The organism is Pseudoalteromonas sp. SIMBA_162, assembly GCF_046535955.1.
Taxonomy (GTDB): domain Bacteria; phylum Pseudomonadota; class Gammaproteobacteria; order Enterobacterales; family Alteromonadaceae; genus Pseudoalteromonas; species Pseudoalteromonas marina.
Genome location: NZ_JAWJBQ010000014.1, coordinates 72,076 through 89,224 on the forward strand (window position 1 = coordinate 72,076; position 17,149 = coordinate 89,224).

Consider the following 17,149-nt stretch of genomic DNA (forward strand, 5'->3'; position numbering starts at 1 on the left):
TTCAGTCACATTAAATCAATATTTATCAAATGGAAGTTTATTAAATGATTTTGACTCATAATCGGTAGACCACAGGTGACAACAATGAAAAAAATAATAAAACCACTCAGTGTTATTTCTACATGTGTAGCACTTCTTCTCACTGGATGTAGCCATTATAAATCGAGTAATGATGAGTATGTAGATTACTTTGCCAATGATGCAATCGGTAATCCTTTGGCCATCGTTCAACACCCTGCAGGTATTTACCATGACGGGGTAACGTATGTTTCGTACCAAGGGCCTTTAGAAGACCCCTATGTCGCTTCTTATAATCATGAAACCAAGGAGTGGAAAGGGCCATATAAAGCTGGCATAAGTGACATGGGTAAAGATCCATCAAGAAGTAAAATAGACAATCACGGTAAACCAACTATTTTGATGGATGATTTAGGCTATATTCATGTATTTTTTGGTGGTCATGGAGGGATGCCTAAACACGGTAAAAACCCTTTAGGTAATACTCATTATGGCAGAAATATTCATGCTGTTACTAAAGAACCTTATGATATCAGTAGCTGGGAAGAGCTTGATACAATTCCTGTATTTGGTACTTATAATCAAGCGGTAAAAATGGATAATGGTGATATTTATCTATTTTATAGGCATGGCGCGCATCGTAGCGATTGGGTATATCAAAAATCTACAGATCATGGTCGCACATTTGAAGCACCCGTTTCATTTTTGAAGCATAAAAGACGAGATGATATTCAAGCTGTTGATAGTTGGTATGCGTGGGTTGATAAAGGCGCAGAGGGTGAAATTATAATAGGCTATGACTATCATGTTTGTTGGGATGGTAAAGCAGGTATTAATGGTCGAGGGCACACAACACAAAGACATAATGCGTACTACATGACATTCGATACCAAAAATGATGTATGGAAAAATGTTAAAGGTGAGCAATTACCCCTACCAATCACGCGAGAAATTGCAGATCAAAAAACATTAGCCTTAAATACTGGTGAGAAATGGACTTTTAATGGGACAGTTCACCTTGACTCTAGCGGCTATCCGCATTTAGCTACTAATATCGGCAAAGATATAGGCATGAAAACAGGCGGGCCCAAGCAAACGACGCACACTCGTTGGAGTGGCTCACAATGGATCTCAAATAGTGCGGTTGATTCAAGTGCTGTTACTAGTAATCAAGATACACGAGGGGATTTTATTATTAAAGCCCCAAAAGAAGTAAGTTTTATTCTTGAATCAAAAGAGGGTAGTGATGGTGTAATTTCTTATTGGGATAGCAAGGACGGAGGCACTACTTTCAACAAAGGTGATGAATTAATTAGACGCACAAATTCTAATTGGGCGATTACTTCAATCATCAATGATGGGCATCCAGATGCAAGGATGGTGGTGGCTGAAAAGCAAAAAGGTAAAGCCAATAGAAAAGTTTACTTACTAGGTGATAATGGCCCTATTCAGCGTTTAAAGTCTGAAGTAGATCATTAAAGTTAATAGTCATCTACACTAAAAATAACAAATGATACAACCTAACTCATGGGATTACGCAAAAGCTAACTTGATACTTTTACGAAGATTTAGTCTAAGTTTAGAGTTATGCTTTCTGCTTCCCTTGTAAAAGTTTTATGTCTATCCCCAGTAGAACTAATTTAAAGTAGCTTAGTTGATAGAAGTACGAGAGATCTTACTTATTGCTCGTCAGAGGGTAACTTTAAAGAGGCATAAATTTAAAGTGAGTTGGGAGACGCTGATATAGTAATTCACCCGCTCTTAAAATATACAACGACGCTAGAGCAAATAGCTAAGATTGGTCAATAAATTCACTAACAACGTACAGTCGTTTAATAAGATAATTTTGAAACTGCTTTTTATTCTTCTTATCGATGTAACTTCTCAGTGGAGTTATTTTTATAGGCTCAGCGGTAAAGATGATAGCTGGTAGATGGCCATAAAACATAATAGTTTTCGTATCATCAGTAAATGAAATGTTTAGCTTAGGTACGATGGGGAGAGGTCGCTTCACTTTAACGAAGTCGCTAGTTTTATTTTTAATTAAATCAACTTCTTTATCTACCCAAGGCGCCCATTCTGATTTAGTTTGCCCTGCCGGAGGATTGTTTTTACTCCTTTGTAGGTAGTCTAAAAACTCACTTTTTTTTATTCTACGCATACTGTTCTTATTACACCAGGTAAATCCAACGCGCCTTACTGGTGAGGTTGTGTTTTTAATTAAGCGATAAATCTGTAAAGTAATTGCGTTTGGGCATACGCTCTGTATTAATTCACGTTTTTTTGTTTGATTTAGTGCGCTTGAGTTAATTAAACTTTTAATTTTTAATTTTAGGTGATTGCATTGATAGACTAGCTCTGAAATACGCTCTCGATGCACTGGGTTTAATTGAATAATTCCTGGTAAACGAAATGGGTATTTCGCAGAGTATTGGTAATCTGGCGTGAATCTAGAGAATGCACCCGTAGCCATACTAAGAGCTGTGAAGCCGGTAAAAGACTCTGGCTCGATGAATTCCCACCCACTTGAGTCTGACATATCACCCGCTACAGCGGGTAACTTATAGCACTGCGCATGAATTACCTCTGTTTCCAATAAAGATTGGTTTAGTAAATCTGTAAATTGTACTAGCTGATTATACGCACAATCTATTTCCATATATAAAGACATAAAACTATACCATCATACTAAGTAATGACAATATGTCAGACTTTTGCTCTGGTGTATACCCGATAATTTAAATAGTAACCGTTTAAAGAAAGAAGTCTAAAAGTAGATTTTAGTATGATGGTATAGTAATTGTTTTAGTTACCTTTGCTAAAATTAGTCAGGTATTTAATTGTTAGGGGCAAGATCATGCTCCCTTTTTAAACTCATTCTGAATATCATCTAAATTGTCTAGTGAAAACCCTCTATATGAAACTCTATAGCCCTTTTTGTTTAAGTTCTGAAGTAAACTCCTAGATTTAAGTATTAGTTTAGGCTCACTATACTTTTTGTATTGGCGCTTAACTTCAGCGATTAAAACTTCTTTATCTAAATCGTTAATAGCAACAATATCGATTTCATCTTCACCTTTACTATTCCAATAACTACCAATATTGTTAAATTGCTTTGATTCTATAATAATAGCTTTAAATAATTCCTCTAGCTGCGTACCCGAATACGTATCAAAGTCCCTATATACTATGCGTCTTATGAAGTCGTAGTTCTCTATTTCAACCGCACTTCGGTTACTATATATAAAACGAAACCAAAAGCTTAAAAATTCATCTGCAATCTTATAACGAATGTCTCTAGAGTTTTCTTTTGCAGTAATCGGTCTGAGCTTAGTAATGATATCAAAATCTTTTTCTAACTTATCTAAGTGTACGCCGACACTCGCATCTAAATAACTCTCTATTCGGGGCCGACTATTGTAGCCACTGGCTATAGCACCTAAAATATCAAAATATGCACGGTGCTCAGAGCCAAAATCTTCCACAAGTCGATGCATCCCCTCTTTTATTAAGGGTGAACCATTTGAAATTAGTGTGTCAAAAGGTGAACTACCTGCACTAGTTAGCCACTCAAGGTATTTAGGTATACCGCCAGATAAACACCACCAAATAAGCATATTGTTTGGCGTATATTTATCATTATCCTTCATAATTGCTTTTATATAATTCGGCGCCAAAGGATTAACTTTAAAAAAGTAATCATCACGGTTAAGTAATGGCTGCTTTTCGTCCTTAAAGATTCTTGTCATTAAATTGTACATAGACCCGCAACAAACCAAATGCATCATCGATTTATTTTTGTATTCGTCCCATAGATTTTGTAAATCTGAAAATAGGCTATTATTTACTCGTTCAATATCCTGAAATTCATCAATAACGACAGTAATGGGTGTATGTGTGGAGTAATCGAGCAAATATTCGTATATATCTTTCAAAGACTCGGGCTTAAAGAACTTTGTATTCAATTCATTTTGCAATATAGTTGAAAATTCGCTGACTAACGCACTCTCAGATTTTCGACTTACAAATAAATAAAGGTGTTTCTGCGCAATACCTTGAAAAGCCTCATTAAGTAAGCGTGTTTTTCCAACACGCCTACGACCAACAACGACACTTAACCGACCTTTAGATTGTTCTATATCATCAGAGATCGTTCTTAACTTATTAACCTGGACTTCTCTATTATAAAACTTTTGCATACACTAGCCCCTTAAATACATTGTAATTAATATTACAGTAAGTTTTATTACGGTAGCAATAATAAGTATATATCAATATTAAAACAAGCTATTTAAAACATCCTCGTAAGCTTTCTCTTCATCATTAACAATATACAAAGCCGTTGTAACTTCTTTCGCATGGCCTAAAAGCTTACTGATACGACTAATTTTGACTCCTTTATCATCAAGCCAGGTCGCGTAAGATCGCCTTAAGGAATGAGGGGCAACTGTGTTGTACTTTCTGCATAGCTCATAAATTGCATTTCCTGTTAAAAAGTTATTTTCTCTTATAGAAAAACTCCCGTTCTTGGATACTTTTATGAAAATCGGGCCGCTCAGTATGCTTCTTATATTTATCCAGTCCTCTAAAGCAGCTTTAGTCACAGGATGAAGCGCTACATACCTTTCTTTGTTACCTTTACCAACTATCTTAATGTATTGAGAGCTAATAAAAATAGTATGTCGCTTGCTTATTTCTATATCTAAGGAGGAGATCTGGATATTTGCCAGTTCATTTCTTCTGAGCCCAGTACCTATCAATAAGTGAAAGATGGCTTTATCTCTTATCAGTTTTACTTTATTAAATGGGTTGCTAGTTTCAATGCGTAAAAGTAAAGCTTGAAATTCATTTCGGTCAATTACTTTATGCTTTTTTATACGTGAACCGGTAGAGCCTTTAACTTTTAAAACCCCATCTAGCTGTAGGCGAGATATTTGGCCAAGTAAATATGCGTGTTCGCATACGCTTTTGGCTATAGATACGTAAAGTGAAATGGATTTTGGTGAAAGACCTTTATCTTTTAGTGTATGAATTAAACTATTTATATCTACAGATGTTATTTCACGCCAATTAATTTCGTAAAAAGATGAATAGTTATTGTGTTTTGCTATTGCTTGTAAGCAACGTATCGCTGTTTGTTTTGAGGTATCAGCATTCAATGAATGTATATAGTTAAATATCGGACATTTATTATCAACACGTACAGTATGAATTAAACTGTGTTTTGTTGCTGGTAATTGCTTTACATCATGGTCCATAATTTTTTTTAACCTACTTTTCATAATGCACCCAATTTCCTTCAACATATCACTCTACATATTTATACACTTAAACATTACTTGTGTAAACGTCCATTTACACTAATTATGTTATTATGTTAAATTAGCGTTGGAATATTTATTTGCACACAATTCATGATGCATTTTAATTAAGTAAATGCCTTTAAATAAACAAAGCAGGGCACAGATCTATATTATTTTAATAAATAAAAAGCTATAGATGTCTCTCTCAAAGTAACTGAATAACTCAATCGTGGAATAAATAAAGTATAAAAAGAAAAAGCAACTTTGCCATTGCAAATTTTAACTAACTTAATTGGAGTTGCAGGGGGGATTACATGAAAGCAGTTAGTGTGCTCAAAAACCTTATTAATTAAGGTTAAACTTAATATTGTTATATTCCAATATTTACTAACTTTTTAAGCTACTGGGAGTAGCCTTACTATCTGCGTCAAAAAACATTTTAAAAACAATAAAGCATATTAAACTCAACCTATAAAAGTAGAGTACATGCATCTAGATTACAAAGCAGATTTTTACTAACCTATCTCAATAGTTGCTTACATTTTGAGGTTGAGGCACATTTAAAACCATTAAGTGCATTTATCCGTATAGATTACACCTAAAAATAATAAAAAATGGGCCTCAGTAGATTAAAAGCTGATCCCTATAATACAGTAGATCTAGATTCAGCATATTCTCGCCACTGTTTCTTATACCCTGAAAGGTTACTAAGCTCAGTAGTTGACGAGGGTTCACATTCAATTTCACATTGAACATTACCCCAATCAGATAAATAACCAGCACCTTGTACTGTCCCTGTAGAGTCCTTTGATAAAATCACATTATTATTGTCTCTTAACTGATTTAAAACAGCGCATAATAAAGGGTTTTTCAAAAAAGCGCCTTCGATAAAAATGTCGCCTTTGGCGCCCAACATATCCAACTGGTAATCTATCATTAAAGCACTGTAAATCGTTGCTAATGCAATACCGCTTACTTTATCTGTATTGGTAGTAAAACCACACATAGCACCTCCAAATGGGCCACTTCCATTACTGAAGTCAGGCAATGCAAACACTTGTTGATCAATCACATTTTGAATGTCGTCAACATTAAATTGCTCGCCAAGCCAAGAGCCTGCTCGCTCACAAATAGCTTCAAATTCTCTGCCGCCCATGAAGCGAGCACAAGCAATCGGCTGCTGCATAGCATCAATATTAGCGAGCATATCTTTATCAGCATCGAGGTTACTGAGTGGGACCTGAGATGACATCAAAATAGTCCAAGTTCCAGTCGATATTACGGTGAAAGGTGCTTTATTTTGGGTCAGTTTGTATCTTAAAAAACTCGCATTACTATCATGAATGCCGTTAAAAAAGTGGCATTGAGGGTCAAGTCCAAGCTCAGCTATAAGTGAAGATGATACTTTGCCACAATTAAACCAAGCGGGTTTAATATCAGGAAGTAATTTTTCACACTCTAAATGATCTACCAAAGAGGAATACGTATTGCTCTGAATTGACCATAAATCTGTATGGCAACCCAAGGATGTTATTTCATTTACTCTTTGTCCAGTAAAACGCCACACCCAATATTGAGGATACATAAGTATATCCGTAACCTTTGCAAACTCATTAGGGAATTTTGTTTTAAGCCAATATAATTGACGACCTAAATTCAATCCAGCTGGTAATGACGGTGAAAAAGTATCATTGAACGAAGGCCGGATACTTTCATATTCAGGGCTTTGCTCAAAAACATCTGCGTATTCATAATCCAGAATAGGGAGCACAAGACCATCGGTACCTATCGAGTTGCGATCAATCAACGCAGCCGTAGCCCCATGCGTTGTTATATTAATCGCATTGATTCTGTATTTTGGTGTGATCTCTTTAATACCTGCTATAAGCCAACCCCAAATCTCGCTTGTATTAATACTAGGGAAATGGCCTTCCTTCACTACTGTATTTTTCATTTGTTTGGAAAATACAGAATTATATTTATCATCTAACACATGCAGTTTTACATGTGTTTTACCTATATCTATAACCAAAGAATACCGTGTCATTTCAATCATTTTTTATTACTTATTATTAATTTACATAGAAATATATTCGCCTTAGTTTACACACAAAGAATATGATTGCAAATGATTAGTTTGGACCGAGTTTGAGCGAAAGGAAGCGGTGGAAGCGTTTATTTTAAATAATTACCGCAGCAGTAAATAACGTAATTCATTTAGTACATATAGAATTTCAACATGTAAATATCCGTAAAACCTATTTTTTCCTTTTTAACTATTATAGTGATAAACTTTTACCATTGTATATGTATCACGAAATACATATATCCCTTTTTGGTTAATGGAATAGTTATAAATGTTAGAAAAACATAGACAGCAGCTGATTAAAGAAATTGTGGATCGCCAAAGTTTTGTTAGTGTTAAAGTTTTAACTGAAACCTTATCTTCCTCTGAAGCAACCATTCGCCGAGACTTAACAAAAATGTCTAATCGTGGGGAAATTATAAAAATTAGAGGAGGTGCAGAGTCTCTTTCCAACAAACGTAAAAATATTCAAAGTTCAGCGTTTGAGGTCGATAAAACAAAACGTACCGATACAAAGAAGCTTATTGCACAAAAAGCGGTAGAGTTATGTGACGATAATGACTCTATTATCATAAATGGTGGTAGCTCTACTTATATGATGGGTGAATACCTTGCAGAAAAAAATCTGAATATTTTAACTAACTCATTCGTACTGGCTAATCTTCTTTCAGAAAATAGTGATAATTTAGTATCATTACCTGGAGGGGAGATTTATCGTGAACAGGGTATCATCTTAAGCTCTTATGAAAAGGATAATACGGAGCATTATCGCAGTTCAAAAATGTTTATGGGCACCCCTGGCATAGGTGCGTTTGGTGTGATGGAGTCAGACCCGTTATTGATACTTTCAGAACAAAAACTAAAAAAACAAACTGATAAATTAATTATCCTTGCAGACAGCACTAAATTAGGTAAACGCAGTAATTTTGTTTTCTGCCCTCTTGAAGACGTGGACGTCCTTATAACTGATTCTGATGCCGATAAAGAAATGATCAGATATTTTGAAAGCAAAGATATAGAAGTCATTATCGTTGAGTCATTAGACAGCTAAAAGGATCTAATAGGTTTATACTTTTAAATCAGAGAAATAGCGTATCTCAAATGTTATTTGGTACGCTATTCTCTGGTTCATGTCAGGATTAATCAGCAAATTGACGCACTAAACTATTTAGTGTTTCTTTAGCATCTCCAAAAATCATTCTACAGTTTGGTTTGAAAAACAGAGGGTTATCAACACCAGCGAACCCCGTAGCCATACCTCGTTTTAGAACAAATACATTTTTAGCTAAGTCGGCGTTAATTACTGGCATACCATAAATAGGACTACCCACCATTTCACGCGCCGCAGGATTAACTACATCATTTGCACCTATCACTATAGCGACATCAAAGCCTTCAATTCGTGGATTAATTTCATCCATTTCAAATAATTGCTCGTAAGAGACATCCGCTTCAGCAAGTAATACGTTCATATGACCAGGCATGCGCCCTGCCACAGGGTGAATTGCATAGGCAACTTCTGCACCGTTGTTTTCTAATAGAGTTTGCAGCTCCTTCATTGTATGTTGCGCCTGTGCTACTGCCATACCATACCCCGGAATAACCAGTACCGACTGCGCTGCTTCTAATACATAAAATGCATCATCTGGGCTTAATGGTTTTATTTCGCCCTCTATTTTAATTTCACTTGTGTGAACTTTTTGAAAGCCTGATGTGAGTACATTGACTAGTGAGCGGTTCATCGCTTTACACATAATATTTGTTAAAATTATGCCACTTGCTCCAACCAATGCGCCTGCAACGATAAGCAAATTATTTTCAAGTGCGAAACCGGCTGCACATGCCGCTAAGCCAGAGTAGCTATTCAGTAATGAAATTACTACCGGCATATCTGCACCACCGATAGGTAATACTAACATCACCCCCATTAACAAGGCCAAACCAATTGCAATATAATGCCATGTAGTAACCTCTGGCTGTGAAACGAGTAAATACCCTGATGTAGCTATTGCAAAAATTAGCAATACATTCGCAATAGCCTGACCTTTAAATACAATAGGACGACCTACAATGCGCTCGCTTAATTTAGCCCAAGCAACAATACTACCTGAAAATGTGACTGCACCAATTAATAATGCTAAAAAGCTAACCACTAAAACGAATACGGTAGCAGATGCGCCGCTAACTATAGCAGCATATGCAACAGCTAAGCTTGCTAAGCCACCTACACCATTAAATAGCGATACAAGTTCAGGCATAGAGGTCATTTCAATCTTCTTTGCAGCGAACACACCTACCGCAGACCCAATGACTATTGCCCCAACAATAAATTCGAACGAAATAATTTGTTTGTCCAGTAGTGTAACAACAACAGCAATGAGCATTGCAAGGCTTGATAGGAGGTTTCCTTTACGTGCAGTAGAAGGGTGGCTCAATAGTTTTAGGCCAAAAATAAAGAGCAATGCACACAATACATACACCGCGTTTATCAGTATTAAGTAATCTGTCATTTTTATCTCCTAGCGTTTTTTAAACATTGCAAGCATGCGGTCGGTTACTAAATAACCACCAACTACATTTATGGTGGCTAACATTACAGCGACTACACCAAGCCATGTTGCTAAGCGATCAGACTCACCACCGGCTAAACTCAAGGCACCTATAACTGTGATACCTGAGATTGCGTTAGCGCCTGACATAAGTGGTGTATGTAAAGTTGCAGGAACTTTACGAATTAACTCAAAGCCAACAAATATAGCCAGCATCAGGATAAATAAAAGATAAATACCAGTCATGATGCTTGCTCCATTGGTTGTGATCGTAAATCACTAATAGTTTGATTCGTAATGTTGCCTTGATGAGTAATGACAGCACTTGCCTGTATATCGTCTTTGAGATTAATTAAAAATTGCTTAGTATCTTTTTGCCAAAACTCACTAACGAGGTTAAACAAATTATTGGCATACATTTGTGAAGCATTCAGTGCTACTTCACTTGACCAATTACCGGTGCCTATTACTTTTACCCCTTCAATGACGGTAGTTTGACCCGCAATCGAACCTGCAACATTACCACCATTTTCAGCTGCCATATCGACAATAACCGACCCAGCTTTCATTAACTTTATTGTATCGTGATTTATTAATACTGGTGGCTTACGACCAAATAATTGTGCAGTTGTGATAACAATATCTGATTGGGCAATACATTGGGCTTGGGCATCTTGCTGTTTAGCCATTTGGCTATCATTAAGCGCTTGCGCATATCCTTGGGTTGTTTGGCCTGTTTCCCCTAGGTCAATATCCAAAAACTTAGCACCTAACGAGCGTACTTGCTCTGCTACAACAGCTCGAGTATCAAATGCAGTTACCGCAGCACCTAATCGTTTAGCCGTCGCAATAGCTTGTAATCCTGCGACACCAGCACCAATAACAAATACTTTTGCTGGTTTAATTGTTCCGGCAGCAGTCATCATCATTGGTAAAATACTTGGAAGCTCTGTAATTGCTTTGGTTACCATCACATAGCCTGCTAGGCTAGCTTGCGAACTTAATGCATCCATTTTTTGACAACGCGTACTACGAGGTATCATTTCCACACTTAAGCTCGTTACCTGATGCTGACACAGCAAGTCTACATAATCATGGCTATTGAAAGGGTCTAAAAAGCTAATAACCGTCTTCCCTTTCGCAAGTATTACATCTTCTATGGGGAGTTTATCTACAGATAAAATAACGTCAGCTTGAGCTATAATTTCAGCTCGATTACTCAGAACAGTAGCTCCAGCATTAGCGTATTCTTCATCGGTGATAAAAACATTTTCTCCTAGACCTGATTCAACAATTACATCAGTGCCTAACAAAACATAAGACTTAACATTTGCTGGTAATAAGGCACACCGCCGCTCGCGGGTACCCTTTTCCTTTAGACAAACTATGTTGGCCATAAATTTTCCTCATTCCTAAATTTAAGGTGCAATAAATCCTCCAAAAAATATTGGTGGACACGACTTTAATATCCATAAAGTGGATAAATTTGAATAAACCCAAACAGATAAAGTGAAGGTGGTTACTTTATAAGAACTGTTTGGGTCTTATTTGGTTGGCGAACGCCAACACAGAAGAGGCGATCGCTCAGTTAAAATGCATAACTAGCTAACGTAATGCACTTACCTCAATATGATCCATATCATCAAACTCTTGGTTCTCTCCACCCATTGCCCAAATAAATGTGTAGTTTGATGTTCCAACACCACTGTGAATAGACCAGTTTGGTGACGCTATAGCCACCTCACTTTCTATTGGTAATGTGCGCACTTCAGAAGGCTCTCCCATTAAATGAAATACTTTTTCATCTTTCGGTAGATCAAAGTACATGTAAACTTCCGTTCGTCTAAAGTGAGTATGAGGTGGCTTGGTATTCCAAACACTGCCTTTTTTAAGTTCAGTGATCCCCATTACTAATTGACAGCTGTCAACAATACCTGGACGAATAGATTGGAATATAGTTCGCTCGTTCGAAGTTTCCTGCGAGCCCAACTCAATGAATTTTGCCTTACTCTTTGGAACGTGCACTGTTTTTGTTACACGATGCGCAGGATAAGATGCTAAATAGAACTTAGCTGGCACATTTTCATCTTTAGATGAAAACTCTACAGTTTTACTTTCTTTAGCAATATACAAACTGTCGCGATTATTCATTGGGTATGACGTACCATCAACAACAATTACACCCTCACCGCCAATATTTATAATCCCAACTTCACGACGTTGACAAAAGTAGTCAGCTGCCAACTCTTTATGAGTAGGAAGAATAATCGAGTCGGCGGCAGGTGTAATACCACCAATAACCGCGCGATCAACATCGGTATATGTTAGATTGATTTTACCTGCTTCAAACAATGGTGCGGTCACAAAAGCATCACGCAATTCATCATTACGCATTGTTTTATAACTTCTAATATCAGCTGAGAACATAAAGTTCATAAAGACCCCTTTTGCATAAGTAATTTATACATTTTAAAATTTAAATTTGTTAATGACTTAACGCGCCATCCAACCGCCATCAACTAACATTACATGACCGTTTACATAATTTGCTGCACTACTTGATAAGAATACAGTAGCACCAGCTAAATCTTCTGGCTTACCCCACACACCACTTGGAATACGAGAGGTTATACTTTGATAACGCTCTTTGTCTTGGCGAAGGTTATATGTATTGTCGGTTTCGAAATAACCAGGCGCAATTGCATTGACTTGAATATTATTCGCAGCCCATTCGTTTGCCAATGCTTTCGTTAACTGAGCAACGCCACCTTTGCTTGCAGCATAAGCTGGCACAGTGATACCACCAGAAAAGCTTAACAACGAGGCGATATTAATGATTTTACCAGAGCCTTGCTTAAGCATATGCTTGCCCGCCTCACGGCAAAATTTAAACACACCATTTAAATTGGTATTAATAACTTCATTCCAGTCGTCATCTGAAAACTCATGAGCAGGCGAGCGTTTAATCGTGCCAGCATTATTAACAAGAATATCTATTCGGCCAAACTCGCTAATTGTATCGCTGATTGCTTGGCTTATTTGTTCACCATCACCTTGATCACAGCCAAGAGCTAAGCAAGAAACCCCTTTTTCTTTTAATAGAGAAATTGTATTGGCAACATTCTCAACCTTTGAACCAATTGCTACAACCGTTGCACCAGCTTCACCCAATGCAATTGCCATAGCCTGACCTAACCCACGGCTCGCGCCAGTAATAACTGCTACCTTGTTTTCTAAGCCAAACTGTTGCTGTAAATATGTGTTCATTGTTAAATTCCTATATAAATAGCTTAAATTAAGCCTAAAAGTTGGGGTAAAAATTCACTAATCTGCGGAAAGATTGTCACTAAAATAAGCGCAACCACCATTGCTATGTACAGCGGCAGTATTGGTTTTACTATGTCACTTATAGACACTTTACCAATACTACAGCCAACAAATAGAACGCTTCCTACTGGTGGCGTACATAATCCGATTGATAAATTTAAAATCATCATGATGCCAAAGTGTAAAGGTGAAATACCTAAAGACTCAGCAACGGGTAGAAAAATAGGCGTAAAAATAAGGACCGCAGGGGTCATATCCATAAATGTTCCAATCAGTAACAGCGTAATATTAATAATTAATAGAATCATTAATGGGTTATCCGACAATGCAAGCAGGGTTTGGCTAATTGTTTGTGGTATTAGCTCGTAAGACATTAACCAAGACATTGCTGAAGAGGCCCCAATCAATAACATAACTATTGCAGTCGTATTTACTGATTTTAATAAAATAGGATATAAATCTTTGAACGACAGCTCTTTGTAAAAACACAGCGAGACCGCAAGTGAATATAATACAGCAATAGCCCCCGCTTCTGTGGGGGTGAAGAAGCCACCAATAATCCCGCCAATAATTAAAAATATTAAAAATAAGCTAGGCACTGCACCAAATAATGACGGCCAAAAAGGGCCTATTGAGCTTTCAGATAATGGTTTAATATTTTTTCGTTTAACATATATAGCCGCTGCTGCAATTAGCAGAAATGTAACAAGTAACCCTGGTAAATAACCCGCAATAAACAATGCAGCAATAGACACACCACCGCTTGCAAGTGAATAAATAATTAATATGTTACTAGGTGGGATAAGCATGCCAGTGGTTGCGGCAGTAACGGTAACTGCTGTACTAAATGGCTTGTTATAACCCTCTTTATTCATAGCGGGTATCATAAAGCCACCAATTGCTGAAGTCGCAGCAACAGCTGAGCCAGAAATAGAACCGAAAAGTGCACACGAAATCACATTTACGAATGCAAGGCCTCCCGGCAAGCGCCCTACTAATACTTTCGCGAACTCAATTAATCTAAGGGCAATTCCTCCTTGCCCCATTATATAGCCAGATAAAATGAAAAAAGGGATAGCAAGTAATGCAAAACTATCTATGCCGGCAGTTAACCGCTGAGCAATGGTAGTCAAGGCTGGTAGTGTGTCTATGGTAAACAACATAGTTATTAACGTAGCAAATATTATAGCCAGCGCAATAGGCAGGTTGATTAGCAATAAAACAGCGAAGACACCAAATAGAATCATCGTAATCATGTGATGTCCTCCTGCTCTAAACAATAACTTTGAGCATTAAAAAAGAAGTAAACGCTATACGCTAAAAATAACAATCCACTAAGTGGCAAAACAAGATAAACACCAGCCATAGGGACATTGAGTACAGCTGAGTGTTGACCTAAAGTCCAAGTAAGGTGTACCAAATTAGAGCCACCAATTATCAAAACAGTAATGGCAAATACGGCCACTAATAAACAACAAAACTTAAATACATATCTTGCTTTAGATGCACTAAGGTTTCTTACAATTAAGTCAAAGCCCAAGTGACTGTGCTCCCTGTAAGCATATGCGCCACCAAGTAAACTAATCCAAATCAATAAAAAGCGGGCTACTTCTTCAGTAAATGAACTGGGTTGTGGTAGTACAAATCGAGTTAAAACTTGCCAAGTTACGTCAATAACTAACAAAGTCAGCATAATGGCCAGCAATACCCGTAAAAATTTATCTATATGCTGTAAAACATTCTCATAAAACTTCACTATTCTTCCCCCATAGATTTGATGCTTTCTACTAAAGGCTCTAGAATAGTCCCCTCAAGTGACTCATAGATTGGTTTAACACTATCTTGAAACAGTGCCTTGTCAGCTTCTATTACTTTCACGCCAGCTTCTTTTACTTTTTTTAATGACATGGCCGTTGACTCTGCCCAAAGTACTTTCTGGTACTCTGTTGCTTGATGCATTGCTTCACTTAGCCAGCCTTGTTCTTGGGTGGTTAACTTGTCCCATACTTTAGTTCCTATAACGATCACATCGGGGATAGAGGTATGTTCATCCAACAAGTAGTACTTACTGACTTCATAATGTTTTGAATAGTAGAAGCTTGGAGGGTTATTTTCAGCACCACCAACAATCCCTTGCTGTAATGAAGTATAGAGCTCTCCCCAGCTTACAGGAGTAGCTGCGCCCCCCATTGTGTTAACCATATCAACGGCCGTTTGACTGCTCATAACTCGGATTTTTAAGCCAGCAAGATCACCGGGCGTTTCTACTTTTTTCTTTGTGGTATAAAAACTACGACTTCCTGCATCAAAATAACCCAAACCTTTAATTAAAAAAGGCGTCCCTGCGTCAAGTAAGTCTTGACCTATATTGCTTTCTAGTGTTTTCCAATAGTGCTCATGGTTATCGAATAAATAAGGAAGGCTAAAGACTTTCATTTGCGGAACAAATGCTTCTAAGGAACTGGCAGAAACCTTAGTCATTCCCATACTACCAATTTGCAGCAGTTCTAGTACTTCACGCTCGGTACCCACTTGAGCAGACGGATAGATTACCAACTCCATCGTCCCACCCGATAATTTTTGAAGCACTTCATCCATATGCACCAACGATTTATGCACAGGATGCTGAGTATCTAAGTGATGAGCAAGACGAATTGATGTGTGTCTATCATCATTACAAGAAGATAAAAAAATACAGAGTGCTAGGGCACTTATTAACCTAACAAATATATTTATAGACATTATGAGCCTCCATCAGTTAAGGCAATATTGCGTTCAATAATTGCGCCTTTGTGCATAATTACTGTACTTGCACATTGCTGCCCTGCACTGATGCAATCTTTTATATCTTTACTTTGCAATTTAGCAGCTAAGTATGCACCATTAAATGAATCACCTGCAGCCGTTGTATCAACTGGCTTCAAAACAGATTTCAATGGGTAAAAACTATATTGCTTATCTTTGTATAGATGGCAGCCATGATGGCCGTTTTTAACAACCACTTCTTCAACACCCGCATCAACCCATCGATTGATACATTGTTCAACTGAGTGTTCACCATACAAAGATTTTTCGTCATCAAAACTAATAAGTGCAATATCTGTTAATGTCATCATTTTAGAAAAAACTTGAACGGCGGTGTCCATGCCCATCCAGTTGCGGGGACGATAGTTGTTATCAAAAACAACTATTCCGCCTTGTTTACGGTATTGGGTTAAACAATTAAAAAATACAATAAGGTCATCTTGAGGATAAAGAGATAAGGTGATTCCACTCAAAAAAATCATTTCATATGATTTAATTTCATCTAATACAGAGGGGTAGTCAGAAAGCAGTGTCCGAGCAGGAGAATTTTGTCTCCAATATTGGAAATGACGCTCTCCATCTTCATCATTATTGATGATATAGAGGCCTGGCAATGCGTTATTTTTAATTTTTACATGTTCAATGCCAACCCCTTCGTCTTGCCAAGCATTAAGCATGCTTTGGCTGTATGGATCATTTCCTAATGCGGTAAAATAGTCAGCTTCACCGTTACAACGGCATAAATAAATAGCGGTATTTAAAGTGTCTCCACCAAAACCAATTTTAAATTGGTCACCAACTTGCTGACTTAATTCAATCATGCATTCACCTAATACAGCTACTTTCACAATTACATCCTCAGATCAAATCTAGATAAGCCACTTTTAGATACACAACGGCTATTTAGTATTCTTATTAAAAAAGCGTTTAGCTGGTCGATTCTAACTGCAGGTTAAATGATTGTAAATGATTATATTGAGCGATATTGATTAAATGTAACTAATTATCGACTTTCAAAGTTTAACTTTTCTTTAAATGAAGAAACCGAATTACTAAAAAAA

At 37.1% G+C, this 17,149-nt stretch carries 15 protein-coding genes; 2 read left to right on the forward strand and 13 right to left on the reverse strand.

Annotated elements, in window-relative coordinates; genetic code table 11:
- Positions 1–84 precede the first annotated feature (84 nt).
- On the forward strand, positions 85–1,497 hold the full coding sequence (locus R0J88_RS11655) for a BNR-4 repeat-containing protein (RefSeq protein WP_410899983.1): 1,413 nt from the start codon (positions 85–87) through the stop codon (positions 1,495–1,497).
- A gap of 313 nt (positions 1,498–1,810) precedes the next feature.
- On the opposite strand, the gene R0J88_RS11660 is transcribed toward R0J88_RS11655, so the two are convergent.
- From R0J88_RS11660 to R0J88_RS11675, 4 genes are all read right to left on the reverse strand, one after another.
- Positions 1,811–2,689 (reverse strand): DNA replication terminus site-binding protein, encoded by an 879-nt coding sequence (locus R0J88_RS11660; RefSeq protein WP_410899984.1) that lies wholly within the window; start codon positions 2,687–2,689, stop codon positions 1,811–1,813.
- 184 nt (positions 2,690–2,873) lie between these two features.
- Positions 2,874–4,217, reverse strand: coding sequence for an ATP-binding protein (locus R0J88_RS11665; protein ID WP_410899985.1), 1,344 nt, complete (start codon positions 4,215–4,217; stop codon positions 2,874–2,876).
- Between the two features lie 78 nt (positions 4,218–4,295).
- A complete protein-coding gene (locus R0J88_RS11670) occupies positions 4,296–5,300 on the reverse strand; it encodes a tyrosine-type recombinase/integrase (RefSeq protein WP_410899986.1) in 1,005 nt (334 codons plus the stop codon).
- 664 nt (positions 5,301–5,964) lie between these two features.
- Positions 5,965–7,377, reverse strand: coding sequence for an FGGY-family carbohydrate kinase (locus tag R0J88_RS11675; protein ID WP_410899987.1), 1,413 nt, complete (start codon positions 7,375–7,377; stop codon positions 5,965–5,967).
- A gap of 301 nt (positions 7,378–7,678) precedes the next feature.
- Between R0J88_RS11675 and R0J88_RS11680 the strand changes: the two genes are divergently transcribed.
- The gene (locus R0J88_RS11680; RefSeq protein ID WP_410899988.1) at positions 7,679–8,458 is read left to right on the forward strand and encodes a DeoR/GlpR family DNA-binding transcription regulator; all 780 of its coding nucleotides are present in this window, start codon (positions 7,679–7,681) and stop codon (positions 8,456–8,458) included.
- Between the two features lie 88 nt (positions 8,459–8,546).
- Here the strand turns inward: R0J88_RS11680 and R0J88_RS11685 are convergent, their stop codons facing one another.
- The 9 genes from R0J88_RS11685 to R0J88_RS11725 all read right to left on the reverse strand — a co-directional run bounded on the left by R0J88_RS11685 (position 8,547) and on the right by R0J88_RS11725 (position 16,936).
- Positions 8,547–9,917: an NAD(P)(+) transhydrogenase (Re/Si-specific) subunit beta gene (locus R0J88_RS11685; protein WP_410899989.1), complete on the reverse strand. Its 1,371-nt coding sequence runs from the start codon at positions 9,915–9,917 to the stop codon at positions 8,547–8,549.
- A 9-nt stretch (positions 9,918–9,926) separates the two neighbouring features.
- On the reverse strand, positions 9,927–10,202 hold the full coding sequence (locus R0J88_RS11690) for an NAD(P) transhydrogenase subunit alpha (protein ID WP_410899990.1): 276 nt from the start codon (positions 10,200–10,202) through the stop codon (positions 9,927–9,929).
- Positions 10,199–11,353 carry an NAD(P) transhydrogenase subunit alpha gene (locus R0J88_RS11695; RefSeq protein WP_410899991.1) on the reverse strand — a complete coding sequence of 385 codons (1,155 nt, stop codon included), beginning with the start codon at positions 11,351–11,353 and terminating at the stop codon, positions 10,199–10,201. Before R0J88_RS11695 ends, R0J88_RS11690 begins: the two co-directional genes overlap by 4 nt.
- Before the next feature lie 208 nt (positions 11,354–11,561).
- A complete protein-coding gene (gene kduI, locus R0J88_RS11700; RefSeq protein WP_410899992.1) occupies positions 11,562–12,392 on the reverse strand; it encodes a 5-dehydro-4-deoxy-D-glucuronate isomerase in 831 nt (276 codons plus the stop codon).
- Between the two features lie 57 nt (positions 12,393–12,449).
- Positions 12,450–13,223: an SDR family NAD(P)-dependent oxidoreductase gene (locus tag R0J88_RS11705; RefSeq protein WP_410899993.1), complete on the reverse strand. Its 774-nt coding sequence runs from the start codon at positions 13,221–13,223 to the stop codon at positions 12,450–12,452.
- A gap of 23 nt (positions 13,224–13,246) precedes the next feature.
- Positions 13,247–14,539, reverse strand: a complete 1,293-nt coding sequence (locus tag R0J88_RS11710) for a TRAP transporter large permease (protein WP_410899994.1) — start codon at positions 14,537–14,539, stop codon at positions 13,247–13,249.
- Entirely contained in the window at positions 14,536–15,039 is a 504-nt protein-coding gene (locus R0J88_RS11715) for a TRAP transporter small permease (RefSeq protein ID WP_410899995.1), read from the reverse strand. The genes R0J88_RS11710 and R0J88_RS11715 overlap by 4 nt, the downstream gene beginning before the upstream one ends.
- Positions 15,039–16,025 carry a TRAP transporter substrate-binding protein gene (locus tag R0J88_RS11720; protein WP_410899996.1) on the reverse strand — a complete coding sequence of 329 codons (987 nt, stop codon included), beginning with the start codon at positions 16,023–16,025 and terminating at the stop codon, positions 15,039–15,041. Before R0J88_RS11720 ends, R0J88_RS11715 begins: the two co-directional genes overlap by 1 nt.
- A complete protein-coding gene (locus R0J88_RS11725) occupies positions 16,025–16,936 on the reverse strand; it encodes a sugar kinase (RefSeq protein ID WP_410899997.1) in 912 nt (303 codons plus the stop codon). Before R0J88_RS11725 ends, R0J88_RS11720 begins: the two co-directional genes overlap by 1 nt.
- Between the last annotated feature and the right edge of the window lie 213 nt (positions 16,937–17,149).

Bases quoted from the DNA above. Each gene is read 5' to 3' on its own strand.
- R0J88_RS11655 (WP_410899983.1), top strand. From the start codon at position 85: ATGAAAAAAATAATAAAACCACTCAGTGTTATTTCTACATGTGTAGCA.
- R0J88_RS11660 (WP_410899984.1), bottom strand. From the start codon at position 2,689: ATGTCTTTATATATGGAAATAGATTGTGCGTATAATCAGCTAGTACAA.
- R0J88_RS11665 (WP_410899985.1), bottom strand. From the start codon at position 4,217: ATGCAAAAGTTTTATAATAGAGAAGTCCAGGTTAATAAGTTAAGAACG.
- R0J88_RS11670 (WP_410899986.1), bottom strand. From the start codon at position 5,300: ATGAAAAGTAGGTTAAAAAAAATTATGGACCATGATGTAAAGCAATTA.
- R0J88_RS11675 (WP_410899987.1), bottom strand. From the start codon at position 7,377: ATGATTGAAATGACACGGTATTCTTTGGTTATAGATATAGGTAAAACA.
- R0J88_RS11680 (WP_410899988.1), top strand. From the start codon at position 7,679: ATGTTAGAAAAACATAGACAGCAGCTGATTAAAGAAATTGTGGATCGC.
- R0J88_RS11685 (WP_410899989.1), bottom strand. From the start codon at position 9,917: ATGACAGATTACTTAATACTGATAAACGCGGTGTATGTATTGTGTGCA.
- R0J88_RS11690 (WP_410899990.1), bottom strand. From the start codon at position 10,202: ATGACTGGTATTTATCTTTTATTTATCCTGATGCTGGCTATATTTGTT.
- R0J88_RS11695 (WP_410899991.1), bottom strand. From the start codon at position 11,353: ATGGCCAACATAGTTTGTCTAAAGGAAAAGGGTACCCGCGAGCGGCGG.
- kduI (WP_410899992.1), bottom strand. From the start codon at position 12,392: ATGAACTTTATGTTCTCAGCTGATATTAGAAGTTATAAAACAATGCGT.
- R0J88_RS11705 (WP_410899993.1), bottom strand. From the start codon at position 13,223: ATGAACACATATTTACAGCAACAGTTTGGCTTAGAAAACAAGGTAGCA.
- R0J88_RS11710 (WP_410899994.1), bottom strand. From the start codon at position 14,539: ATGATTACGATGATTCTATTTGGTGTCTTCGCTGTTTTATTGCTAATC.
- R0J88_RS11720 (WP_410899996.1), bottom strand. From the start codon at position 16,025: ATGTCTATAAATATATTTGTTAGGTTAATAAGTGCCCTAGCACTCTGT.